The 23,875-nt window shown below is 60.9% G+C and carries 23 protein-coding genes; 12 read left to right on the top strand and 11 right to left on the bottom strand.

Annotated elements, in window-relative coordinates; genetic code table 11:
- Nucleotides 1–23 precede the first annotated feature (23 nt).
- From ACZ0AZ_RS04550 to dksA, 5 genes are all read right to left on the bottom strand, one after another.
- A complete protein-coding gene (locus ACZ0AZ_RS04550; protein WP_039761623.1) occupies nt 24–1,460 on the bottom strand; it encodes a sigma-54-dependent transcriptional regulator in 1,437 nt (478 codons plus the stop codon).
- A gap of 22 nt (nt 1,461–1,482) precedes the next feature.
- The gene (locus tag ACZ0AZ_RS04545) at nt 1,483–4,437 is read right to left on the bottom strand and encodes a sensor histidine kinase (protein WP_161806084.1); all 2,955 of its coding nucleotides are present in this window, start codon (nt 4,435–4,437) and stop codon (nt 1,483–1,485) included.
- Nucleotides 4,421–4,597 (bottom strand): hypothetical protein, encoded by a 177-nt coding sequence (locus ACZ0AZ_RS04540; RefSeq protein ID WP_003176118.1) that lies wholly within the window; start codon nt 4,595–4,597, stop codon nt 4,421–4,423. The genes ACZ0AZ_RS04545 and ACZ0AZ_RS04540 overlap by 17 nt, the downstream gene beginning before the upstream one ends.
- Nucleotides 4,598–4,674: 77 nt before the next feature.
- Nucleotides 4,675–5,568 (bottom strand): tRNA glutamyl-Q(34) synthetase GluQRS, encoded by an 894-nt coding sequence (gene gluQRS, locus ACZ0AZ_RS04535; RefSeq protein WP_039761620.1) that lies wholly within the window; start codon nt 5,566–5,568, stop codon nt 4,675–4,677.
- A gap of 211 nt (nt 5,569–5,779) precedes the next feature.
- Nucleotides 5,780–6,223 (bottom strand): RNA polymerase-binding protein DksA, encoded by a 444-nt coding sequence (gene dksA, locus ACZ0AZ_RS04530; RefSeq protein WP_016773167.1) that lies wholly within the window; start codon nt 6,221–6,223, stop codon nt 5,780–5,782.
- 332 nt (nt 6,224–6,555) lie between these two features.
- Between dksA and ACZ0AZ_RS04525 the strand changes: the two genes are divergently transcribed.
- Nucleotides 6,556–7,725 carry a pyridoxal phosphate-dependent aminotransferase gene (locus tag ACZ0AZ_RS04525; RefSeq protein WP_463537006.1) on the top strand — a complete coding sequence of 390 codons (1,170 nt, stop codon included), beginning with the start codon at nt 6,556–6,558 and terminating at the stop codon, nt 7,723–7,725.
- The gene (gene sfsA, locus ACZ0AZ_RS04520) at nt 7,725–8,438 is read left to right on the top strand and encodes a DNA/RNA nuclease SfsA (RefSeq protein ID WP_039761617.1); all 714 of its coding nucleotides are present in this window, start codon (nt 7,725–7,727) and stop codon (nt 8,436–8,438) included. Before ACZ0AZ_RS04525 ends, sfsA begins: the two co-directional genes overlap by 1 nt.
- Here the strand turns inward: sfsA and ACZ0AZ_RS04515 are convergent.
- Nucleotides 8,435–8,752 (bottom strand): Rieske (2Fe-2S) protein, encoded by a 318-nt coding sequence (locus tag ACZ0AZ_RS04515; protein WP_039761616.1) that lies wholly within the window; start codon nt 8,750–8,752, stop codon nt 8,435–8,437. The two genes, sfsA and ACZ0AZ_RS04515, sit on opposite strands and share 4 nt — an antisense overlap.
- Nucleotides 8,753–8,917: 165 nt before the next feature.
- Between ACZ0AZ_RS04515 and ACZ0AZ_RS04510 the strand changes: the two genes are divergently transcribed.
- From ACZ0AZ_RS04510 to ACZ0AZ_RS04495, 4 genes are read left to right on the top strand one after another with little or no spacing between them, the layout of a single operon-like run.
- Nucleotides 8,918–9,790 (top strand): heme/hemin ABC transporter substrate-binding protein, encoded by an 873-nt coding sequence (locus ACZ0AZ_RS04510; RefSeq protein ID WP_039761615.1) that lies wholly within the window; start codon nt 8,918–8,920, stop codon nt 9,788–9,790.
- A 50-nt stretch (nt 9,791–9,840) separates the two neighbouring features.
- A complete protein-coding gene (locus ACZ0AZ_RS04505; protein ID WP_164558310.1) occupies nt 9,841–10,824 on the top strand; it encodes a FecCD family ABC transporter permease in 984 nt (327 codons plus the stop codon).
- Between the two features lie 2 nt (nt 10,825–10,826).
- Nucleotides 10,827–11,591, top strand: a complete 765-nt coding sequence (locus ACZ0AZ_RS04500) for a heme ABC transporter ATP-binding protein (RefSeq protein ID WP_405045577.1) — start codon at nt 10,827–10,829, stop codon at nt 11,589–11,591.
- A gap of 19 nt (nt 11,592–11,610) precedes the next feature.
- On the top strand, nt 11,611–12,459 hold the full coding sequence (locus ACZ0AZ_RS04495) for a ChaN family lipoprotein (protein WP_463570950.1): 849 nt from the start codon (nt 11,611–11,613) through the stop codon (nt 12,457–12,459).
- Between the two features lie 233 nt (nt 12,460–12,692).
- On the opposite strand, the gene ACZ0AZ_RS04490 is transcribed toward ACZ0AZ_RS04495, so the two are convergent.
- The 4 genes from ACZ0AZ_RS04490 to ACZ0AZ_RS04475 form a co-directional block, all read right to left on the bottom strand.
- Nucleotides 12,693–13,487, bottom strand: a complete 795-nt coding sequence (locus ACZ0AZ_RS04490) for a Crp/Fnr family transcriptional regulator (RefSeq protein ID WP_463537005.1) — start codon at nt 13,485–13,487, stop codon at nt 12,693–12,695.
- A gap of 15 nt (nt 13,488–13,502) precedes the next feature.
- Nucleotides 13,503–13,775, bottom strand: a complete 273-nt coding sequence (locus ACZ0AZ_RS04485; protein ID WP_016773175.1) for a TfoX/Sxy family protein — start codon at nt 13,773–13,775, stop codon at nt 13,503–13,505.
- Nucleotides 13,776–14,062: 287 nt separating this feature from the next.
- The gene (locus tag ACZ0AZ_RS04480; protein ID WP_039761605.1) at nt 14,063–14,407 is read right to left on the bottom strand and encodes a pentapeptide repeat-containing protein; all 345 of its coding nucleotides are present in this window, start codon (nt 14,405–14,407) and stop codon (nt 14,063–14,065) included.
- Between the two features lie 91 nt (nt 14,408–14,498).
- Entirely contained in the window at nt 14,499–16,055 is a 1,557-nt protein-coding gene (locus ACZ0AZ_RS04475) for a bifunctional aminoglycoside phosphotransferase/ATP-binding protein (RefSeq protein ID WP_039761602.1), read from the bottom strand.
- A gap of 116 nt (nt 16,056–16,171) precedes the next feature.
- Between ACZ0AZ_RS04475 and mrcB the strand changes: the two genes are divergently transcribed.
- The 3 genes from mrcB to ACZ0AZ_RS04460 are packed head-to-tail and all read left to right on the top strand — an operon-like array spanning nt 16,172 to nt 19,597.
- Nucleotides 16,172–18,496: a penicillin-binding protein 1B gene (gene mrcB / locus ACZ0AZ_RS04470; protein WP_129999821.1), complete on the top strand. Its 2,325-nt coding sequence runs from the start codon at nt 16,172–16,174 to the stop codon at nt 18,494–18,496.
- Nucleotides 18,497–18,512: 16 nt separating this feature from the next.
- Nucleotides 18,513–19,262, top strand: coding sequence for a tetratricopeptide repeat protein (locus ACZ0AZ_RS04465; RefSeq protein WP_129999822.1), 750 nt, complete (start codon nt 18,513–18,515; stop codon nt 19,260–19,262).
- The gene (locus ACZ0AZ_RS04460) at nt 19,262–19,597 is read left to right on the top strand and encodes a YqcC family protein (RefSeq protein ID WP_039761596.1); all 336 of its coding nucleotides are present in this window, start codon (nt 19,262–19,264) and stop codon (nt 19,595–19,597) included. Before ACZ0AZ_RS04465 ends, ACZ0AZ_RS04460 begins: the two co-directional genes overlap by 1 nt.
- Nucleotides 19,598–19,738: 141 nt before the next feature.
- Here the strand turns inward: ACZ0AZ_RS04460 and ACZ0AZ_RS04455 are convergent, their stop codons facing one another.
- Entirely contained in the window at nt 19,739–20,155 is a 417-nt protein-coding gene (locus ACZ0AZ_RS04455) for a DUF4124 domain-containing protein (RefSeq protein WP_039761594.1), read from the bottom strand.
- Nucleotides 20,156–20,554: 399 nt separating this feature from the next.
- On the opposite strand from ACZ0AZ_RS04455, the gene ACZ0AZ_RS04450 reads away from it, so the two are divergent.
- Genes ACZ0AZ_RS04450 through ilvC form a run of 3 tightly spaced genes read left to right on the top strand, consistent with a single transcriptional unit; the run spans nt 20,555 to nt 23,836 of the window.
- Entirely contained in the window at nt 20,555–22,279 is a 1,725-nt protein-coding gene (locus tag ACZ0AZ_RS04450) for an acetolactate synthase 3 large subunit (RefSeq protein ID WP_039761986.1), read from the top strand.
- Between the two features lie 2 nt (nt 22,280–22,281).
- A complete protein-coding gene (gene ilvN / locus ACZ0AZ_RS04445) occupies nt 22,282–22,773 on the top strand; it encodes an acetolactate synthase small subunit (RefSeq protein ID WP_003176102.1) in 492 nt (163 codons plus the stop codon).
- Nucleotides 22,774–22,819: 46 nt separating this feature from the next.
- A complete protein-coding gene (gene ilvC, locus ACZ0AZ_RS04440) occupies nt 22,820–23,836 on the top strand; it encodes a ketol-acid reductoisomerase (protein ID WP_003228216.1) in 1,017 nt (338 codons plus the stop codon).
- Nucleotides 23,837–23,875: the final 39 nt, after the last annotated feature.

Here is a 23,875-nt window from a genome sequence, read left to right as displayed (position 1 = left end):
CCCGCGCACGCGGTGGGTAACGCTCAGCTCTCGCTGGCAACCCCGGTCTTGCGCCGTGGAATGCCCAGACGCTGGCGGCGTTCCCACAGGCATTTACGGCTGACGCCGAGTTTGCGCGCCAGCTCGGTCTCGGTCATGTGGTCCTGGTGCTCGAGGACGAAGTGCTGGAAATAGTCTTCCAGCGACAGGTCCTCGGTCGGCTCATGGCTGCTGTTGCTGGCGTTACCGCCGGTTTGCGGCGGCAGACCGATGAACTCGTCGTCTTCCAGATCGCTCAGCTCGATGTCGATGCCCAGCAGGTCGGCCGAAATCTCCGGGCTTTCGCTGAGAATCACCGCGCGCTCAACCGCGTTCTCCAGTTCACGGACGTTACCAGGCCAGGAATAGTGCCGGATCGCCTGTTCGGCATCGGCGGCGAATTTCAGGTCGGTGCGATTGATCCGTGCGCTCTGGCGAGCGAGGAAGGCATTGGCGATTTCGTTGACGTCGGCACCACGCTCGCGCAGCGGTGGCAGCTTCAGGGCAATCACGTGCAGACGGTAATAAAGGTCTTCACGGAACTGGCCAATTTTCGCCAGGCTCTTCAGATCGCGGTGAGTTGCAGCGATCAGGCGCACGTCGACTTTCTGCGACTGCACCGAACCGACCCGGCGAATCTCGCCCTCCTGCAAGACCCGCAGCAAGCGAGCCTGGGCTTCGAGGGGCAGTTCGCCGATTTCATCGAGGAACAAGGTGCCGCCGTCCGCCGCTTCGACCAGACCGGCACGCCCGGCGCTGGCGCCGGTGAACGCGCCTTTCTCGTGGCCGAACAGTTCCGACTCAATGAGGCTTTCCGGAATCGCCGCGCAGTTCACCGAGATCATCGGCGCCTTGGCGCGTTTCGATAGATTGTGCAGGGCGCGGGCCACCAGTTCTTTACCGGTACCGGACTCACCCTGAATCAACACGTTGGAGTCGGTTGGCGCGACCTTGCGGATCTTGCTGTACAGGTCCTGCATCGGTGGGCACGAACCGATGATGCCAATTTCACCATTGCTGTTATCCACAGCGGCTTTGCCATTGCCAGCGGCAGGCTTGCTCGCCGTGGCTTCGCCGGCAGCCGGCGCCGACTGGCGATCGCGCAGGATCCGCGCAACCGCCTGAAGCATTTCATCGTGGTCGAACGGCTTGGCGATGTAATCGACCGCGCCCATTTTCATCGAGTCGACCGCCGAACGCAGGCTGGCGTAACTGGTCATGATCAGCACCGGTGTGCCCTGGCCGAGCTTGATCAGTTCGGTGCCCGGAGCGCCCGGCAGGCGCAGGTCGCTGACGATCAGATCGAACGTAGGAATGGTGAAGCGTTCTTGTGCTTCCTGCACTGATCCGGCTTCGCTGACCTGGTACTGGTTGCGTTCCAGCAGGCGGCGCAAGGCGGAGCGGATAATGGTTTCGTCTTCGACGATCAAAATGTGCGGCATTGATTCGATACTCTCGACGGTCTCAGTTCACAGCGGACGTCGCTTCGACATGACGCGGTAAGGTCACCCGGATACGGGTGCCGCGTTGGCTTTGTACATCAGCCGGGCTGTCGATGGTGATTTGTCCATAATGCTCTTCAACGATGGAATAGACCAGTGCAAGGCCCAGACCGGTGCCTTCACCCGGGTCCTTGGTGGTGAAGAAAGGTTCGAACAATCGGTCCATGATGCTCGACGGAATGCCACTGCCTTCGTCTTCGACGATCAGATCGACCGTGTGTTCGCCGGCTTCGCTCTTGACCCGTACCGCACTGTGCGGCGGCGAGGCGTCGCGGGCGTTGGAGAGCAGATTGATCAGCACCTGGGCAAGCCGTTGCGGGTCGCCTTCGACCCAATGGTCGGGATCGCACAGGTTGTAGAACTGCACTTCGAAATTGCGCCGGTTCAGCGCCAGCAGGCCGATGGCGTCCTGCGCGACTTCGGCCAGACACACTGGTTCGTCGCTGTGCTGATGGCTGCCGGCATGGGCGAAGCTCATCAGCGACTGGACGATGCGCGAAACGCGTTTGGTCTGCTCGAGAATCTGCCCGCTGATTTCCGTCAATTCGCCGTCATCTTCGCGCTCCTCGCGCAGGTTCTGCGCCAGACAGGCGATGCCGGTGATCGGGTTGCCGATTTCGTGGGCCACACCTGCTGCGAGTCGGCCGATGCTGGCCAGCCGTTCGGAATGCACCAGTTTATCTTCGAGCATCTGCGTTTCGGTCAGATCCTCGACCAGTAACACCAGGCCACTGTTACCCGGGGCCAACGGCTCGTCGATTGCCGCTTTATGCAGGTTCAGCCAGCGAGTCTGACCATCCAGCGCCAGGTGCTGTTTGTGCAAATGCTCGTCGGGCAGATTGATAAAACCTTGCAGCAATTCTTTCCACGGATTGGCGATGGTGCTCAGGCGCGAACCGACCACCCGTTGCGCGGCGATGCCGGTCAGCTCTTCCATGGCCTTGTTCCACATCAGGATCTCCTGATCCTTGGCCAGCGAGCAGACGCCCATCGGCAGTTCCTGCAAGGTCTGGCGGTGGTAGCGGCGCAGGGCGTCGAGCTCAGCGGCCAGGCCGGTGAGGCGCGAATGGTAATCCTCGAGCCGGCTTTCAATGAAGTGGATGTCTTCGGTGACGTAGTTTTCGCCGCCAGCCTTATAGGGCAGGAAGGTTTCCACCATATCCTGCGCAACGCTCGGGCCCATCAGGCCGGACAGGTTGGCCTCAATGCGGTCGCGCAACCGGCGCAAGGCATACGGCCGACGTTCATCGAAGGGCAGATACAAGTCGCGCAGCGCTTGCTCGACTTCTTTCTGCGCAGCCTTGGCACCCAGCGGCTTGGCCAACTGCGTGGCGAACTCCTGCGGCGAGGCGGCGTGCAGTTCGCGGCGTTGCGGGCGGCGCACGTTATCCACCGCACAGGCTTCGGCGGCGCTGGCTTCTTCCGGGCTGGCGTTGGTAAACAGCGAGATCAAAGTGAACATCAGCACGTTGGCCGCCAGCGAGGCGATGGCTGCCATGTGCCAACTGGTGTCGTCGAGCACGTAGATCATGTTCAACAGCGGGATATAGAAACCCTGCAGATTGCCGACCAGCGGCAGCAGCATGGTCACCACCCAGACCGTGATCCCCGCCAGCAGACCGGCAATAAAACCGCGCCGGTTGGCGGTCGGCCAGTACAGCACCGACAACACCCCGGGCAGAAATTGCAGGGTCGCAACGAACGCGACGATGCCGAGGTTGGCCAGATCCTGCTCGACGCCGAGCATCAGGTAGAAGCCGAAGCCGGCCATGATGATCGCTACGATCAGCGCTCGACGGGTCCATTTCAGCCAGCGGTAGATATTGCCCTCGGCCGGCGGCTGATAGAGCGGCAGCACCAGATGGTTCAGCGCCATGCCCGACAAGGCCAAGGTGGTGACGATGATCAGGCCACTGGCGGCGGACAGACCGCCAACGTAGGCAAGCAAGGCCAGCGGTTTGCTGTTGGCGGCAATGCCGATGCCAAGGGTGAAATATTCCGGGTCGGTGGTGGCGCCGAGTTTCAGACCGGCCCAGAGAATCAGCGGTACGGCGAGACTCATCAGCAGCAGAAACAGCGGCAGGCCCCAACTGGCGCTGACCAGCGAGCGCGGGTTGAGGTTTTCCGTAAACGTCATGTGGTACATGTGCGGCATCACGATCGCCGAGGCGAAGAACACCAGCAGCAGCGTGCGCCACGGGCCTTCCTGCAACGGCGTGTGCAGGGCGGCGAGGGCGGTCTGGTTTTGCAGCAGCCACAGTTCGAGCTGTTGCGGGCCGTCGAACACGCCATACAGCGCGTACAGGCCAACGCCGCCGAGGGCGATCAGTTTGATGATCGATTCAAAGGCAATCGCGAACACCAGCCCTTCATGTTTCTCGCGCGTGGCGATGTGCCGGGAACCGAAGAAAATCGTGAACAGGATGATCAGCGCGCAGAACGCCAGCGCCACGCGACTCTGGACACGTTCGCCGGTGAGGATACCGATCGAGTCGGCCACGGCCTGGATCTGCAGGGCCAGCAATGGCAGCACGCCGATCAGCATGAAAATCGTGGTCAGCGCACCGGCCCAGGTGCTGCGAAAGCGGAAGGCAAACAGGTCGGCCAGCGACGACAGTTGATAGGTGCGGGTGATCTTCAGGATCGGATAAAGCAGCACCGGCGCCAGCAGAAACGCGCCGGATACGCCCAGATAACTCGACAGAAAGCCGTAACCGTACTGATAGGCCAGGCCCACCGTGCCGTAGAACGCCCAGGCACTGGCGTAAACCCCCAGCGACAGGGTGTAGGTCAACGGGTGGCGAATGATCGCGCGCGGGATCATGCCCCGTTCGCTGACCCAGGCAACGCCGAACAGCGCCGCCAGGTACGCGGCGCTGATCAGGATCATCTGGGTCAGGCTAAAGCTCATCGGCATCTTTTTGGCTCTGCAGGATGAAGGTCACGACAATCAGGATCAGCCAGAGCAGATAAGGGCGATACCAGGCGCCCGTCGCGTCGATCCACCAATCCATGATGGCGGGGGAGAACAGGTAGATCCCGACGACCAGAAGCAGGACCAAGCGATAGATGTACATCCCGGCCTCTCTTTTTTATGCGCGTGCCCGAAAACGTGCGGCGATGGTAACGGATGGGGGCGCGACTGCAAGTGTCGTCATTGCAGTTGCGCTTCAGGCAAGGTCAGTGTGCGCGGGATCCTGTCGGCATCCCAGTGCGCACAGCCCCAGGCCAGCAGTTCACGCGGCGAAGCGTGAGCCAGTTCGGTGCCGGGGTTCTGCCCCAGTGCGCGCAAGGCCCGCAGCAGCAATGGCGTGGCCTGATCGGCTTCAAGCGGCGGCGAGCGGTAGGACTTGCCGAGTTTGTTGCCGTCCGGCTGGGTGATCAGCGGCAGGTGCAGATAGCGCGGCTGTTTCAGGCCGAGCAGTTCTTGCAGGTACAGCTGACGCGGCGTCGAATCGAGCAGATCGGCGCCACGCACAATGTCGGTGATGCCTTGCCAGGCGTCATCGAGCACCACCGCGAGTTGATAGGCGTAGAGACCATCGCGCCGACGGATGACGAAGTCGCCGACATCGCGGCCCAGGTGCTGGCGGTATTCGCCCTGCACGCGATCAATAAAGTGGTATTCCAGCTCCGGCACGCGCAGGCGGATCGCGGCGTCGTGCTGATCATGCCCGGCATTGCGGCAAAACCCCGGATAAATCCCGTGATAGGGCTCCAGTCGTTTGCGCGAGCAGGTGCAGGCGTAGGCCAGACCATGGTTGAACAGGCTATCGAGCACTTCGGCATAAGCCGCATGTCGATCGCTCTGGCGGACCATTTCGCCGTCCCATTCGAAGCCGTAGCTTTCCAGCGCCTTGAGAATCGCCGCTTGCGCACCGGGCTCCTCGCGCGGCGGGTCGAGATCTTCCATGCGCACCAGCCAGCGTCCACCGACGGAGCGGGCATCAAGGTAGGAGGCCAACGCAGCGACCAGCGAACCGAAGTGCAGGTGACCACTGGGGGTGGGGGCGAAGCGGCCGATGTAGGCGGGGGATTTGGCAGTCATGGAGGCGATAAAGGCTATTCAGAATTTGAGCAGGTTACCTCTGTGGGAGCGAGCCTGCTCGCGAAAGCGCTGTGTCAGTCAATAATGAGCTGTCTGAAGGGGCGCTTTCGCGAGCAGGCTCGCTCCCACAGAGGCAGAAGCAGGTTCCGCGGGCAAAAGGCACAAACAAAAACGGAGCGTTCGCACGCTCCGTTTTTCGTTCAGGTCGAGATTACTTGCCGACCTGCTTTTCCTTGATTTCCGCCAGGGTCTTGCAGTCGATGCACAGATCCGCTGTCGGGCGGGCTTCGAGGCGCTTGACGCCGATCTCGATGCCGCAGGACTCGCACCAGCCGTACTCTTCGTCTTCGATCAGTTGCAGGGTCTTGTCGATTTTCTTGATCAGCTTGCGCTCGCGATCGCGGGCACGCAGTTCGAGGGCGAACTCTTCTTCCTGGCTGGCACGGTCGGCCGGGTCAGGGAAATTGGCCGCTTCGTCTTTCATGTGATCAACCGTGCGGTCGACTTCCTGCATCAAGTCCAGTTTCCACTTGTTCAGGATCTTGGTGAAGTGCGCGCGCATAGGAGCGCCCATGTACTCTTCACCCGCCTTCGAAACGTAAGGTTCGAAGCCGCTGATCGTGTCTTTCTGTTGTTGCTTTGCTTGGGTGGACATGAAATAGACCGCCTCTACTCTTGTAATCCATTGCGCAGGATTGCTCCATCACCGACACCTGCCGGCCCTGCGGCTGCAAGCGGGCGAACTTACCAGATCAAATCAGCCTGCGCTACTCCCGGATGTCGAGCCCCCGGCGGGTGGCGCTTGCAGATGTCTGACAAGCCGTGTCTGTGGGAATGGAGACCTGTTCAATCACTGATTTTAGTCAATCCTGGAGCGTACGTTCAGATCGTTACAGTCCAGCGTTCTTGAGGCTGTGACCTTCACGGGTTCTCGCTCGTTCCGGCAGACAGGTAGAATCGTCTCTTTTTTCCGTCGAAGGCATTCCAATGGGCCCCTACAGTGCGCGCAGTCGTGCGATCGAACCGTTCCATGTGATGGCGCTGCTGGCGCGGGCCAATGAATTGCAGGCCGAAGGCCACGACGTGATCCATCTGGAAATCGGCGAGCCGGACTTCACCACCGCCGAGCCGATCATTCGCGCCGGACAAGCTGCGTTGACTGCCGGCAAGACCCGTTACACCGCCGCCCGTGGCATTCCCGAACTGCGCGAGGCGATCGCCGGTTTCTACCATTCGCGTTACGGCCTGAATATCGATCCACGGCGGATTCTGATCACGCCGGGCGGCTCCGGCGCGCTGTTGCTGGCCAGTGCCCTGTTGGTCGATCCGGGTAAACACTGGCTGCTCGCCGACCCGGGCTACCCGTGCAACCGGCATTTCTTGCGGCTGGTCGAAGGCGCGGCGCAATTGGTGCCGGTCGGGCCGGAGGTGCGTTATCAACTGACCCCGGATCTGGTCGAGCGGCATTGGGATCACGACAGTGTCGGCGCTCTTGTCGCTTCGCCGGCCAACCCGACGGGCACTTTGCTGACCCGCGATGAACTGGGCGGATTATCCACAGCGATCAAGGCCAGGCACGGGCATTTGGTGGTGGATGAGATCTACCACGGCCTGACCTACGGCACTGATGCTGCCAGTGTGCTGGAAGTCGATGACGGCGCTTTTGTCCTCAACAGTTTCTCCAAGTATTTCGGTATGACCGGTTGGCGCCTGGGCTGGCTCGTGGCGCCAGACGCGGCGGTCAGCGAATTGGAAAAGCTTGCGCAGAACCTCTACATCAGCGCGCCGAGCATGGCGCAGTACGCGGCGCTGGCCTGTTTCGAGCCGGCCACCATTGCGATTCTCGAAGAACGCCGCGCCGAGTTTGCGCGCCGTCGCGACTTCCTCCTGCCGGCGCTGCGTGAACTCGGTTTCAACATCGCCGTTGAGCCGGAAGGCGCGTTTTATCTGTACGCCGATATCAGCCGTTTCGGCGGTGATGCCTTCGCATTCTGCCGACATTTCCTCGAAACCGAGCACGTTGCCTTTACGCCAGGACTGGATTTCGGTCGTTATCAGGCCAGCCATCACGTGCGCTTCGCTTACACACAAAACCTCGCACGTTTGCAGGAAGCGGTGGAGCGTATCGCCCGTGGTTTGAAGAGCTGGCAAGGCTGATGCGCTTTTATCCTGCTCTGGAAGAAGCGCGGCTGATTCGCCGATACAAGCGGTTTCTCGCCGATATCGAAACCGTTAGCGGCGAATTGCTGACCATTCACTGCCCCAACACCGGCTCGATGCTCAATTGCCAGGTCGAGGGCGGGCAGGTCTGGTTCAGTCGCTCAAATGACCCGAAACGCAAATTGCCCGGCACTTGGGAAATTGGCGAAACCCCGCAGGGCCGGCTGTTTTGCGTCAACACCGGGCGCGCCAACGGTTTGGTCGAAGAAGCCTTGCAGGCTGGCGTGATCACCGAGTTGAACGGATTTACCGCGTTGAAGCGTGAGGTTGCCTACGGACAGGAAAAAAGCCGCATCGACTTCCGCCTCGAATACCCCAGTGGCCCGGCGTATGTCGAAGTGAAAAGCGTCACGTTGGGCTTCGACGGTACGGCGGTGGCGGCGTTTCCCGATGCGGTGACCCAGCGCGGCGCCAAGCACCTGCGTGAGCTTGCGCATCTGGCGCGCGACGGTATCCGGGCAGTGCAGTTGTACTGTGTGAACCTCACCGGCATCGATGCGGTGCGCCCGGCGGAGGAGATCGACTGGGCTTACGCCGAGGCGCTGCGTGAGGCGGTCGCCTGCGGTGTCGAGGTGTTGGCATATGGCGTGCGCCTGGACCATGAAGAAATGGTCATCGACCGCCGACTCGATGTCTTGCTCAACGGTTAAACGTCGACCCATACGCCTTGTGTGTCTTCCCGGCATTCAATCGCCGTCAGCGACTGCCCGGCGCAGGGGCCGGCAACGCATTCGCCGTTCTCGATCAGAAACAGTGCGCCATGGGTGGCGCACTGGATCAGGCTGTTGCTCGGGTCGAGAAACTGGTCAGGCTGCCATTCCAGCCCGACACCCCGGTGCGGGCAGCGATTGAAATAGACAAAGACTTGGCCACCCCGACGTACGGCAAACAGCTTTTTGCCTTCGATTTCGAAACCGCGACTGCCGGCTTCGGCCAGATCGCCGCCGGCGCAGAGAAACTTCATGGCTATCCTCTAATGTCCGCTCGTGTCGGGATATGTCCGAGCTTGACGTTCAAATGCAAACAATTATCAAATGGCGACCTTCTCCCACAGGGAGTCTGGCCGTTTGCCGAGGATACTTGGCTCGCTGCGCCGATGCCCGGGAAACCTTGTTCAAGGAAGCTGTGTATGCGCCTGAAAACCCGCGTTGTCGTGCTGTGCGCCGGCCTTTTGCTCTGCCATCAGGCGGCCGCAGCGGATTTACCGCAACGCTGGGTCAGCGCCGGCGGCGCGCTGTCGGAATGGGTCAGCGCACTGGGCGGCGAGTCGAAGCTGGTGGGGGTCGATACCACCAGCCAGCATCCCGAATCGTTGCAGGCGCTGCCGAGTATTGGCTATCAGCGCAGCCTGTCGGCGGAAGGCATCTTGAGCCTGTGTCCGGACATTCTGATCGGCACCGAAGAAATGGGCCCGCCGCCGGTTCTGGCGCAAGTCAAAGCGGCCAAGGTCAAGGTCGAGTTGTTTTCAGCCCAGCCTGATCTGCCGACACTGGAAAAAAATGTCACTCAACTGGGCCAGTTGCTCGGCGCGCAAAGCCAGGCGGCGCAGTTGCTGCAGACTTATCAACAGCAACTCCAGGCGCAGAAAGCGCGCGTTGCCCAAGTGCAGACCACGCGCAAAGCCCCCGGAGTGTTGCTGTTGCTCGGGCATGCGGGCGGCAAGCCGTTGATCGCCGGCAAGGACACTGCCGCCGATTGGCTGCTGCAACAGGCCGGCGGCCATAACCTCGCAACGCATACCGGCTACAAACCGTTTTCCATGGAATCTCTCGCCAGCCTCGATCCCGAGGTGCTGGTGTTCGCTGACCGTGCGCTAACCGGCGAAGCAGCAAAAGCGGCATTGTTCAAGGAAAACCCCATCCTCAATTCCAGCCGCGCGGCCAAGAGCGGTCGGGTGATGGAGCTGGATCCAACGCTGCTGGTTGGCGGTCTCGGGCCGCGTCTGCCGGCTGCTTTGCAAACCCTGACTGACGGCTTCTACCCGGCCAAGGGCGGCCAATGACCACACTGGTCAAACCCCGTGGCTTGTTTATCGGCCTGACATTGCTGTGTCTGCTGGCGATCTGGCTGTCGCTGGCGCTGGGGCCGGTGAGTCTGCCGCTGTTCGATACCTTGCGCGCGGCGCTGCGTCTGATCGGCGTGCCGTTGGCGCCGCAAGGATTGGAGCAGGCTGAGCTGATTCTCGGCCAGATCCGCCTGCCGCGAACCTTGCTCGGCTTGGCGGTCGGCGGCGTACTGGCGCTGTCCGGGGTGGCGATGCAAGGACTGTTTCGTAATCCGCTGGCAGATCCGGGGCTGGTCGGCGTGTCCAGTGGCGCGGCACTTGGCGCGGCGATTGCGATTGTCGGCGGTTCGTTCTTTGGCGGCCTGCCGGAGTGGTTTGGGCCGTATCTGTTGTCGGTGTGTGCGTTTCTTGGCGGGCTCGGGGTGACGGCGCTGGTCTATCGGCTGGGCCGGCGCAACGGTCAGACCCATGTGGCGACCATGTTGTTGGCCGGTATCGCGCTGACGGCGCTGGCCAGTTCGGCGGTCGGTCTGTTCACATATCTGGCCGATGACGCCACGCTGCGCACCCTGACATTCTGGAACCTGGGCAGCCTCAACGGCGCCAGTTACGCGCGACTGTGGCCCTTGCTGATCATCACCATCGGCGTGGCGCTGTGGCTGCCGCGTCGTGCCAAGGCATTGAATGCCTTGTTGCTCGGTGAATCCGAGGCCGGTCATCTGGGCATCGATGTCGAACGACTCAAGCGCGAACTGGTGTTCTGCACCGCGCTGGGTGTCGGCGCGGCGGTGGCGGCGGCGGGCATGATCGGTTTTGTCGGGCTGGTGGTGCCGCATCTGGTGCGCCTGCTGGCCGGCCCGGATCACAAAGTTCTGCTGCCAGCCTCGGTGCTGGCCGGTGCAAGCCTGTTATTACTCGCCGATCTGGTGGCGCGCCTGGCGCTGGCGCCGGCGGAGTTGCCGATCGGCATTGTCACCGCGTTCATCGGTGCGCCGTTCTTCCTTTATCTGCTGCTGCGAGGGCGTGCCTGATGTTGTCTGCACGCGATCTGCATGTCCGCCGTGGCCGCAAGACTGTGCTCAGCGGGGTCACGCTCGGGCTCGAACCCGGTGAAGTGCTTGGCGTGCTGGGACCGAACGGCGCCGGCAAAAGCACCTTGCTCGGCGCCTTGTGTGGAGAGTTACTCGCCAGTGACGGCAATGTCTCGCTCGATGGTCAGGCGTTAAGTCATTGGAGCGGAACGCAGCGGGCACAACGACTGGCGGTGCTACCGCAGGTGTCGACGCTGGATTTTGCCTTCGCCGTGGAAGAGGTCGTCGGCATGGGCCGTTTGCCGTACCAGACCGGGCGCGTGCGCGACGACGAGATTGTCGCGGCGGCGCTGGCCGCCGCCGACGCCGGGCACCTGAGTGGGCGCAGCTATCTGGCGTTGTCCGGTGGCGAGCGTCAGCGCGTGCATCTGGCGCGGGTGCTGGCGCAACTCTGGCCGGGCCAGGCCGGGCTAACCTTGTTGCTCGACGAACCGACATCGATGCTCGATCCGCTGCATCAGCACACCACCTTGCAGGCGGTGCGCGAGTTCGCCAATCGTGGCGCGGCGGTGCTGGTGATCCTGCATGATCTGAATCTGGCGGCGCGCTATTGTGATCGCGTGCTGTTGCTGGAGCAGGGGCGCCCTGTCGCGCTGGATACTCCGCAGCAAGTGCTGCGTCCGGATACGCTCAAAGCGGTGTTCGGCCTGGAGGTTTTGGTGCAACCGCACCCGGAGCGTGGGCATCCGCTGATCATCGCCCGCTGATCAATCATCGAGGTGTCGCATGCGTGGATTGTGGTTGTTGGCGCTGGTGTTGCTCGCGGGGTGTCAGCACGTGGCGGTTCCGCCAGTGGGCGGTGAAATCCGCGATCTGCGCAGCGGCGAGACGCTCACCGCGCAGCAACTTCTGGTGCGTCTCGCTGAACCGGAGCGTTTGATCATCGGTGAGCAGCACGACAATGCCGACCATCACGCGGCGCAATTGTGGCTGTTGCAGGCGCTCGGCGAGCAGCGAACGCAAGGCAGTCTGCTGCTGGAAATGCTCACGGCGAATCAACAAGCGAAAGTCGATGCGGCGCGCCAGGCGAAATACGCTCCGGCAGATCTGCCTGCGGCATTGGCCTGGCAAGAGGGCTGGGACTGGAATCTTTACGGGCCGATCGTGCGCTTCGCCCTGACGCAGCCCTATCCGCTGCTGGCGGCCAATCTTGATGACAGCGAAATCCGCGCGTTCTACCGCAATCCACCTGCTCTGAACGGTCCGCGCAGCAATTCGCTGTCGGTTAAAAAAACTTTGCTTGGGCAAATCAGTGAATCCCACTGCGGCCTGCTGCCCGAATCACAGATGCCGGCGATGCTGACGATTCAGCAGCAGCGTGATCGACGCATGGCCGAACGCATGCTGGCGGCGCCGACACCTGCGATCCTGCTGGCCGGTGCCTGGCATGCGCGCAAGGATGTTGGCGTGCCGCTGCATCTGCTGGATCTCGGTGCAGCGGAGGCACCGACCGTTTTGATGCTGGCCGAGCAGGGCGATGCGGTCACGGCGGCGATGGCCGATTACGTCTGGTACACGCCGGCCACGCCGAAGCCGGATTACTGCGAACAGATGCGCCAGCAATTCGCCAAATGACTTTTCCACAGGCAAAAAAAAGACCCGGTAAAAACCGGGTCAAATAACCGTGATTAGCCTGATGAGGAGATAATCTGAGAGTCCGAACCAAGGGCTTTTCAGAATATCGACTGATCTCGCGATCAGTTGTGATAATCATAGCGATTCTCATTACCGCGTCAACCGCTGATTTTGCAATTCTGTAATTTAGTTTTGCGAACGGTCGTGAGGCCCCGTGAGTAAAGGGCTTTGCGCTAGCTGCGATGCGCCGTCAATTGCGTGATCTGTCGATTCAACTGGCCAATGCGGCGAGCCATGCCCTCAATCAGGCTGTGGGCGATCTTCGGATTGCTGCGGGTCATGCTCAAAAATTGATCACCGGGAATCAACATCACCGTGCTCGGCTCTGACGTCACTACCGTGGCGTTGCGCGGCTCGCCGGTAAACAACGCCATGGCGCCGAAAATCTCGTCCCTCGGCACGTCGCCGACCTTGTGCCCGTCGACGAATGCCTCGGCGTGCCCGTCGATAATCACGAACACATGATCCGCCGCATCGCCCTGTTGAATCAGCACGGCGCCGGCTTCAACGCGTTTGAAGCCGTTAGTGCTGCGAAACTCCCGGGGTTTCAACTCGGCCACGGCGTGGGCGAGCAGCGCCATTTGCCCAAGCAGATAGCTCAGCAACTGTTCCGCTCGATCAGGATCGGCGTACACGTGCTGCACAACCTCCGCGCGTCCGTAGGGCACCAGCCGCACAGTGCCCTCGCTGCGCAAGCGACAGTCATTCCATTGCTCGCCACGTTGCAGGCCGAGCAGATCACCCTCCTGCCAGTAGAACAGCGCACGGCCAGCGATGCAGCCATGCACCACGCCCTCGGTCAGTAGAAACAACTGGTCGCTCGGCACTTGCGCAAACAGATCATCGGTCGCCTCCAGCTCGATGACTGGCGCGCATGGCGACAAATCCTCCAGCCACTGCCCAGGAAGATTCTGCAAGCGATTGATCAACGCGTCGGCGTGCGCCGATTGCTCCCCCAGTAAATACATGGCGTCAGCGCCTGTTCAGTTCTTGTGGCGCGCGGAAATGGCTTCGAGCTGTTTGTTCAAGGCGTCCTTGCGCTCGGCGGGGATGTCGTTCCAGTGCACGTCCATCAACGCGCCCTCGATCGCATACAACAACACCTTCGATGCGCGAAACCCCCGAGTACGCACGGCCCGGTAGGCATCCACCGCACCGAGGCGACGCAAGTCCGAGGCGCTGTGGATGCCCACGGCATGCAGCCACTGCGCCGACGTCTTGCCAAGATTTTTCAGGTGTTGCAGTTCATCATTCATCAAGCCTCCTTGCGACGGCCGAATGGTGCGTGGGCGAGCTTCTCAGCAGTGTAGCCATCAGTAGGAAAAGCGTGGTCGTTTGGTCGGATTCGACGCAAAAGCTTCTAAGAAAGGGGAGTGAAAGACCTGCGAACGCAGAGAGGAGGGGCGTAGCGCATACAACTGTAGGAGTGAGCCTGCTCGCGATAGCGGTATAACAGCCGACATCCATTTTGAATGTCAGTCAGCTATCGCGAGCAGGCTCACTCCTAGAAGGGGAGGGTGGTGTCAGGGGCTGACGATGATTCTCAACGGGTGCGATAGCGCAACCGAGTGCCGAAATTCATCGACATCAGGATCTCGTCGGCACTCAGCTCCGGCGGAAAGTACGCCCCGGAGATCTGCGCATGGGCCAGGCTGGCGCCTTCGAGCGAGGCCTTGCGGAAGTCGATGCCACGCAGATCGGCGGAGCGGAAGTACGCATCGCGGAAATCCACGCCGTCGGCGTTCAGTTCGCGCAGGTCGAGGCCACGGAAATCGCCGCCGACCATGTCGATCGGGCCATCCTGTGGGCGTTCCTTGTTGAAGCCTGCAACGTCGTCTTTGTGCAGCAGGGCGTAAAGCGGAGTGTCGAGCAGTTTTGGCTGGCTCATGTCAGATCACCTGTTGGTTTTATGACGCCAGTATAGTGCCACTATTTGACGGCCGTGAAGCGAGCGAGGGCTTCACGGCCGAAATAGTTTTTTACAGACCCGGCAGGCGCTGACGGATCTGCGCGACCACGGTGTCCAGCGTGCCGGATTCATTGGTCTGCACGCGTTTGCTGCGCAGGATTTCTTCCGGCGTCAGCGCTTCGCGATTGGCCTGTTGCGCTTCGATCACCGCAAGGGTGGCGTCGGACGGATCCTTCTGATCGGCCTGACGGATCGCCAGCCAGCTCTCGATCACTGCTTGCGGGGCGTTGCAGTCGAGGATCAGGAACGGCGTGCCGGTGGCTTCGGCAATCTTCGCCGCGTTGTCGCGCTGCTCGCGCTTGAGGTAAGTCGCGTCGATCACTACCGGGAATCCGGCGTGCAAAATCACCTCGGCGATTTCATGCAGGCGTGCGTAAGTCGCGGTATTGGCGTCGGCGCTGTAAATGCCGGCCTGCACGTCGTTGGCAACGGTCTGCTCACCGAACAGGCGCTTGCGCTCGACGTCGGAACGCAAGCGAATCGCGCCCAGCGCTTCGACCAGTCGCATGGCCACATGGCTCTTGCCGACTGCGGAAACACCGTGGGTAATGGCCATGAAGCGCGAAGGAATGGTGCTGTAGCTTTCCGCCAGGTTGGCGTAGTTGCGGTACTGGCGCAGGGTGGTGGCGCGCTGCACGGCAGTGGCGTCAGCCGGCATGCTGAACAGCGCCACTTTGGCCCGTACCAGCGCGCGGTAGGCTTTATAGAAGTTCAGCACTTCCAGGCCCTGATAGTCGCCGGTCAGTTCCAGGTATTGGCTGATGAGGCGACGCGCCAGCGATTTCAGGCCACGATCTTCCAGGTCCATGGCGAGGAAACCGGTGTCGGCCCAGACGTCAGTGAAACGGAATGGCTCGTTGAACTCGATGCAGTCGAAGATCACCACGTTGCCATCGATCACAGTGGCGTTGCCCAAGTGGATGTCGCCGTGGCATTCACGGGTGAAACCTTGCGCCTTGCGCTGGGCGAACAGCGGCTTGAGACGTTCGAAGCTGCTTTCGGCCCAGGCTTTCAGGGCCTCGAGTTGGAGCAAATCGTTCTTGTCGCTGAGGAACGGCAGGATCTGCTCGAAATTCTGCGCGACCGGCGCCATCACGCTGTCCGGCGTGCCGGCGTCGTGTTCGGCCGGGACTTTCGGGGCGTTGAGATGGAAGTGTGCGATCTGCTCGGCCAGCGCATCGATGTGCTGCGTGGTCAGTTCGCCATTGGCTTGCAGGGTGCTGAGCAAGCCGCTCTGCGGGAACTGGCGCATTTTCAGCACGTATTCGATAGCCGGGCCGTCGCCGCCCAGTTGCGGTGCTTCGACGCTGCCGGTGACCGGCAACACGTCCAGATACAAATCAGCGGTCAGGCGCTGGTTGAGGCGCAGCTCTTCGGCGCAGAAATGTGCACGTGCGTCGAGACTGGTGAAGTCGAGGAAGCCGAAATTCACCGGCTTCTTCACTTTATAGGCAAAGGGACCGGTGAGAATCACCCACGAGATGTGGGTTTCGATGACCTGAAATCCTTCGACGGGATGCGGGTAGAGGGCCGGGTTTTGCAGGGCAGCGATCAGGGACTGGCTCACGGGCGATCCTTCAGAGACGGGGGAATTCGAGGCGGCCATTATGGCTGCTTGCCCGCCTGACGCAAACCTCTGCGCGCGCCTGTTGAGGATCGATAAAGTGCGTATAATCCGCCGCCATGACTCGATCCCGATCCCCCCGTACCAAGAAAAAACCACCAGCCAAGGGCCTTAGTCCGTGGTTGAGCTGGGCCATTAAACTCAGCCTGGTCGGCCTTGTAGTGCTGGCCGGCTTCGCCGTTTACCTCGATGCCGTGGTGCAGGAGAAATTCTCCGGCAAGCGCTGGACAATCCCGGCCAAGGTGTACGCGCGCCCGCTTGAGCTGTTCGTCGGACAGAAGCTCAGCAAGGACGATTTCCTCACCGAACTCGATGCCCTCGGCTATCGCCGCGAAGCCGTGAGCAACGGCCCGGGCGCCGCAGCGGTTAGCGGCAACACGGTCGACCTGAACACTCGCGGCTTCCAGTTCTATGAAGGCCTGGAAAAACCGCAGCCAGTGCGTGTGCGTTTCTCCGGTGATTATGTTGCTGAGCTGTCCTCGACCAACGGTTCGAAACTGTCGGTTGTGCGCCTCGAGCCGCTGATGATCGGCGGCATTTACCCGAAAAATCTCGAAGACCGCATCCTGATCAAACTCGATCAGGTGCCGCCATACCTGCTCGAAACCCTGATCGCTGTGGAAGACCGCGACTTCTACAGCCACTGGGGCGTGTCGCCGAAATCGATCGCCCGCGCGGTGTGGATCAACACCTCCGGCGGCAAGATGACCCAGGGCGGCAGTACGCTGACCCAGCAGTTGGTGAAGAACTTCTACCTGACCAGCGAACGCAGCCTGACCCGCAAGCTCACCGAAGCGATGATGGCGTTGCTGCTCGAACTGCATTACGACAAGAAGGAAATCCTTGAGGCCTACCTCAACGAAGTCTTCGTCGGTCAGGACGGTCAGCGTGCGGTGCACGGTTTCGGTCTGGCCAGCCAGTTCTTCTTCGGCCAACCATTGTCCGAGCTGAAACTGCATCAGGTCGCGTTGCTGGTCGGCATGGTCAAGGGGCCGTCCTACTACAACCCGCGTCGCAACCCGGAGCGCGCGCTGGAGCGGCGTAATCTGGTCCTCGACGTGCTGGCGCAGCAAGGCGTGGCCACCGCCGAACAGATCGAAGCGGCGAAGAAAATGCCACTCGGTGTGACGACTCGCGGCAAGCTCGCCGACAGCTCGTTCCCAGGCTTTATCGACCTGGTCAAACGTCAGTTGCGCGAAGACTACCGCGACGAAGACTTGACCGAAGAAGGTCTGCGCATCTTCACCAGTTTCGATCCGATTCTGCAGATGAAAGCCGAAGCCTCGGTCAACGACACGTTCAAACGTCTGGCCGGGCGCAAGGGCTCGGATGACGTCGAAGCGGCGATGGTCGTGACCAACCCGGAAACCGGTGAAGTCCAGGCAATGATCGGCAGCCGTCAGGCCAGTTACGCCGGGTTCAACCGTGCACTGGATGCGGTGCGCCCGATTGGTTCGTTGATCAAACCGGCGGTGTATCTGACCGCGCTGGAGAAGCCGAGCCAGTACACGCTGACCAGTTGGCTGTCGGACGATCCGCTGTCGGTCAAAGGCGCCAACGGTCAGGTGTGGAAGCCGCAGAATTACGATCGGCGCTCCCACGGTACGGTGTTCCTCTATCAGGGCCTGGCGCATTCCTACAACCTGTCGACCTCGCGTCTGGGCCTGGAAGTCGGCGTGCCGAACGTGCTCAAGACTCTCGGTCGCCTGGGCGTTACCCGTGAATTCCCGGCGTTCCCGTCAATGCTGCTGGGCGCCGGCGGCATGACGCCGATCGAAGTGGCGACCATGTACCAGACGCTGGCCAACGGTGGTTTCAATACGCCAATGCGCGGTATTCGCAGCGTGTTGACCGCCGAGGGCGAGCCGCTCAAGCGTTATCCGTTCCAGATCGAGCAGCGCTTCGATCCGGCCTCGATTTACCTGATCCAGAACGCCATGCAGCGGGTGATGCGTGAAGGTACCGGCAGTTCGGTTTATAACGTGCTGCCCAAGACCCTGACGCTGGCGGGCAAGACCGGTACCAGTAACGATTCGCGCGACAGTTGGTTTGCCGGCTTCAGCCAGGATCTGCTGGCAGTGGTCTGGCTCGGCCGCGACGACAATGGCAAGACGCCGTTCACCGGGGCCACCGGTGCGCTGCAGGTCTGGACCAGTTTCATGCGCAAGGCCGATCCGCTGCCGCTGGACATGCCGCAGCCGGACAACGTCGTGCAGGCCTGGGTCGATTCACGCACCGGCCAGGGTTCCGATGCCAACTGCCCCGGCGCTGTGCAGATGCCGTATATTCGCGGCAGCGAACCGCCACCCGGCGCCGCGTGTGCAAGCGAAACACCTGCCTCGCCGGAGTCGGTGATGGACTGGGTCAAGGGCTGGATGAATTAAGCAAAGAGGGTTTCAAGTGAACAAGTGGTTGATTCCAGCGGTGACCGCCGTGGCTTTGCTCAGCGGCTGCTCCACCGTACAGCGTGGTTCGATTCCGGTAGTGGATTCGGGTACGGCCGTGTCCAACAGCGAACGCATCGGCGCCAATGGCGGTTTCCGCCAGACCACGGTCAAGCGCCCGGCGCAGGGCCAGACTCAGGCGATTCCGCAAGGCGATACCGGCGTAGTGGTGATGGTGCCGGGCGGCGGTGCGGCGCTGTCAACGCCGATCAGCTCTTCTCCAATCGTTCCGGGTCCGGCATCCGGAGGCATCACGTCGGGGCCTTACAACCCATCGGCGGTTGAGTCGGCGCCGATCAACTCCGGCAGCTACAGCATGCCGTCGACGCCGAGTGGCATTCCTTCGGCCAGCAGTGGCGGCGGTCTGTCGGCGGATGAGCAACTGGACGGCCCGGTACTCGCCTTGCTGACCACTGCGCAACAGCAACAGGCCGGTGGCGACCTCAACGGCGCTTCTTCCAGCCTGGAGCGGGCGCAACGTGTCGCCCCCCGTGAGCCACAAGTGCTTTACCGTCTGGCGCAGGTGCGCATGGCCCAAGGCGATGCGCCGCAAGCCGAGCAGTTCGCCCGTCGCGCGCTGACCATGGCCAACGGTCGTCCGGATCTGCAAGCCAGTTTGTGGGAAATCATCGCTCAGGCCCGCGAGAAACAAGGCGACTCCGCCGGCGCCGCTCAGGCCCGTCAGAAGGCCAAGGTTTCCCTGTGATGGATGCGCGCTTCCCGAAAATCGCCGATCAGCTGCTGCTGATCGAGCGAGAGCTGCGCACCCAGGGCTGGTGGGACGAGGTTGAGCCGTCGGCCGAAGCGCTGAGCAGTGTCGAGCCGTTTTCGGTCGACACGCTGGACTTCGAACAATGGCTGCAATGGATCTTCCTGCCGCGCATGAAGATGATCCTCGAACAGGATCTGCCCTTGCCGAACGCCTCGGGCATTCAGGAAATGGCGGAGATGGTTTTCGCTCAGCGTAATCTGGGCGGCAAGGATCGGCAGTTGCAGGTGCTGCTCAAAGAGTTTGACCTGCTGATCACCGCTTCGCGCTGAACCCGGTTGTGTAGGAGCTTTGTAGGAGCTGCCGAAGGCTGCGATCTTTTGATCTTGCTGTTGAAGAGCAAGATCAAAAGATCGCAGCCTCGTTGCACTCGTCAGCTCCTACACAGCTCCTACACAGATACGGCAGCGAGCCTACGAACAGTTCTCGGCAATCTGCTTCTTCGCTTCGACGATGCGTTCCTGACGCTGTGTATCGTCGAGCCTGCGCAAATCCCCCTCGACCTCCTCACGCAAACGCGGATTGTTCTGCAGTTGCGCCAGGTTCGTGCGTGCCTGCTCGCAAAACGCCTTGAGCTGCGCCTGCTGCTCGGCGACCTGTTTCTTCACCTTGGCATCAATGGCTTTCTGATCCCCGAGTACGCCGCCGCCCGGCATCGGCGCAGCTTTCGGCGCGGGTGAGGAGGGCGTCTGTACGGTCGTCGACGGTTGGCCCTGCGGAGGCTGCGCATCGAAATGCGTGACGCCTTGGGCATCGACCCATTTGTAGATTTGAGCGGCCGAGCACCATGGGCTGAGGCCGATCAGCAGAGTGAGGAGGAGCGTTCGCATGCTGATTCCTTGGCAAAAATGCGCAATTGACGCTAACAGAGTAGCGCTTTTCAGGTTTTTTCTTGCGTTCTCATGTGCTTACCCACAATTAACCTCACAGACGACTTGACTTGCAGAGGGCGAAACAGAAGAATCCAAAGTCCGCTGTAGAGGGACTGCCAGAAGCAGACCCACTCGGTAGATCATGAGGCGCACATCCGCGCCGACCTGTTACACCCGCAACGCGTTACCTCGCGCTGGGTGGGAAAGGCCCGCAACACTTGGGACGATCCCAATACTTGCTCAGTCAGTGCTGACGTAGTCGGCGACCACCGTCGCTCATGCTCTGCCGAGAAGTAAACCTATTAAGACCCGCCCCTTTTTTGTGGACGGTATTCTGGCGTTTTAGAGGTGAACAACGTGGAGCTTTTATCTGGCGGTGAGATGCTCGTCCGCTTTTTGCGTGACGAAGGCGTCAAATATATCTACGGGTACCCGGGTGGTGCTCTCCTGCATGTTTACGATGCCCTGTTCAAAGAGCCGGAAGTGACCCACATCCTGGTTCGTCACGAACAAGCGGCGACCCATATGGCTGACGGCTACGCCCGTGCCACCGGTAAAGCCGGCGTGGTATTGGTGACTTCCGGTCCAGGCGCCACAAACGCCATCACCGGTATCGCCACCGCCTACATGGACTCGATTCCGATGGTGATCATTTCCGGTCAGGTGCCAAGCACCATGGTCGGCACCGACGCGTTTCAGGAAACCGACATGATCGGTATCTCCCGGCCGATCGTGAAGCACAGCTTCATGATCAAGCACGCTTCGGAAATCCCGGAAGTCATGAAGAAGGCTTTCTACCTCGCGCAATCCGGTCGTCCGGGCCCGGTCGTGGTCGATATCCCGAAAGACATGACCAATCCGGCCGAGAAGTTCGAATACGTTTTCCCGAAAAAAGCCAAGCTGCGCTCCTACAGCCCGGCCGTTCGCGGTCACTCCGGGCAGATCCGCAAAGCAGCGGAAATGCTGTTGGCAGCCAAGCGACCAGTGCTGTACTCCGGCGGCGGCGTCATCCTCGGCAACGGTTCTGCACAGCTGACCGAACTGGCGAAAATGCTCAACCTGCCAGTGACCAACACCTTGATGGGTCTGGGCGCTTTCCCAGGCACTGACCGTCAGTTCATCGGCATGCTCGGCATGCACGGCAGCTACACCGCGAACCTGGCGATGCACCATGCCGACGTGATCCTCGCAGTGGGCGCACGCTTCGACGATCGGGTGATCAACGGCCCGGCGAAGTTCTGCCCGAACGCCAAGATCATCCATATCGACATCGACCCAGCGTCGATCTCCAAGACCATCAAGGCCGACGTACCAATCGTTGGTCCGGTCGAGAGCGTCCTGACCGAAATGGTCGCGATCCTCAAGGAAATCGGCGAGACCCCGAACAAGGAGTCCGTGGCCAGCTGGTGGAAGCAGGTCGATGAATGGCGCGGTGATCGCGGCCTGTTCCCTTACGAAAAGGGCGACGGCAGCAAGATCAAGCCGCAGACCGTGATCGAAACCCTCTGCGAAGTGACCAAGGGCGACGCCTTTGTGACCTCCGACGTCGGTCAGCACCAGATGTTCGCCGCGCAGTACTACACGTTCAACAAGCCTAACCGCTGGATCAACTCCGGTGGTCTGGGCACGATGGGCTTCGGTCTGCCGGCGGCGATGGGCATCAAATTGAGCTTCCCGGACGACGACGTTGCCTGCGTCACCGGCGAAGGCAGTATTCAGATGAACATCCAGGAGCTGTCGACCTGCCTGCAATACGGCTTGCCGGTGAAGATCGTCATCCTCAACAACGGTGTGCTGGGCATGGTTCGCCAGTGGCAGGACATGAGCTACGGCAGCCGTCACTCGCACTCCTACATGGAATCGCTGCCCGACTTCATCAAGCTGGCTGAAGCCTACGGCCACGTTGGCGTACGCATCACCGAATCGAAAGATTTGAAGTCGAAGATGGCAGAAGCGTTCGCCATGAAGGATCGCCTGGTGATCATCGACGTTGCGGTCGACACCAGCGAGCACGTCTACCCGATGCAGATCAAAGACGGCTCCATGCGCGATATGTGGCTGAGCAAGACGGAGCGTACTTAATCATGCGGCACATTATTTCCCTGCTTCTGGAAAACGAACCCGGCGCTCTGTCTCGCGTAGTCGGCCTGTTCTCGCAGCGCAACTACAACATCGAAAGCCTGACCGTGGCCCCGACCGAAGACCCGACCCTGTCGCGTCTGACGCTGACCACCGTGGGTCACGATGAAGTCATCGAGCAGATCACCAAAAACCTGAACAAGCTGATCGAAGTGGTCAAGCTGGTGGACCTGTCGGAAAGCGCTCACATCGAGCGTGAACTGATGCTGGTCAAGGTCAAGGCCACTGGCGCCCAGCGCGCGGAGATCAAACGCACCACCGATATCTACCGTGGACAGATCGTCGACGTCAGCGCCAGCGTGTATACCGTTCAATTGACCGGTACCAGCGACAAGCTCGACAGCTTCATTCAGTCCATTGGCACCGCATCGATTCTGGAAACCGTCCGCAGCGGCGTGACCGGCATTGCTCGCGGCGACAAAGTACTCAGCATCTAAACCAAATTAGCGCATGGCCTGAATGGCCGGATATAAGGGGAAATTCATGAAAGTTTTCTACGATAAAGACTGCGACCTGTCGATCATCCAGGGCAAGAAAGTTGCCATCATCGGTTACGGCTCCCAGGGCCACGCTCAAGCGTGCAACCTGAAAGATTCCGGTGTCGACGTAACTGTCGGTCTGCGTAAAGGTTCGGCCACCGTTGCCAAAGCCGAAGCTCACGGCCTGAAAGTGACCGACGTGGCCTCCGCTGTTGCTGCTGCCGACCTGGTCATGATCCTGACCCCGGACGAGTTCCAGTCCTCGCTGTACAAGAACGAAATCGAGCCGAACATCAAGAAAGGCGCCACCCTGGCCTTCTCCCACGGCTTCGCGATTCACTACAACCAGGTTGTTCCGCGTGCCGACCTCGACGTGATCATGATCGCGCCGAAAGCCCCGGGCCACACCGTACGTTCCGAATTCGTCAAAGGTGGCGGTATCCCTGACCTGATCGCGATCTACCAGGACGCCTCGGGCAACGCCAAAAACGTTGCACTGTCCTACGCCGCCGGCGTTGGTGGCGGTCGTACCGGCATCATCGAAACTACCTTCAAGGACGAGACCGAAACCGACCTGTTCGGCGAACAAGCCGTTCTGTGCGGCGGTACCGTTGAACTGGTGAAAGCCGGTTTCGAAACCCTGGTTGAAGCTGGCTACGCGCCGGAAATGGCCTACTTCGAGTGCCTGCACGAACTGAAACTGATCGTTGATCTCATGTACGAAGGCGGTATCGCCAACATGAACTACTCGATCTCCAACAACGCCGAATACGGCGAGTACGTGACCGGCCCGGAAGTCATCAACGCCGAGTCCCGTCAGGCCATGCGCAACGCCCTGAAACGTATTCAGGACGGCGAATACGCCAAAATGTTCATCAGCGAAGGCGCAACCGGCTACCCTTCGATGACCGCCAAGCGTCGTAACAACGCCGCTCACGGTATCGAAATCATCGGCGAGCAACTGCGCTCCATGATGCCGTGGATCGGTGCCAACAAGATCGTCGACAAAGCCAAGAACTGAGTCGTCGTCCCTTGTACGAAAAACGCGGCCTCGGCCGCG

It is taken from the genome of Pseudomonas sp. AC239, assembly GCF_979258545.1.
This window is presented reverse-complemented; position numbering and strand designations above follow the sequence as displayed.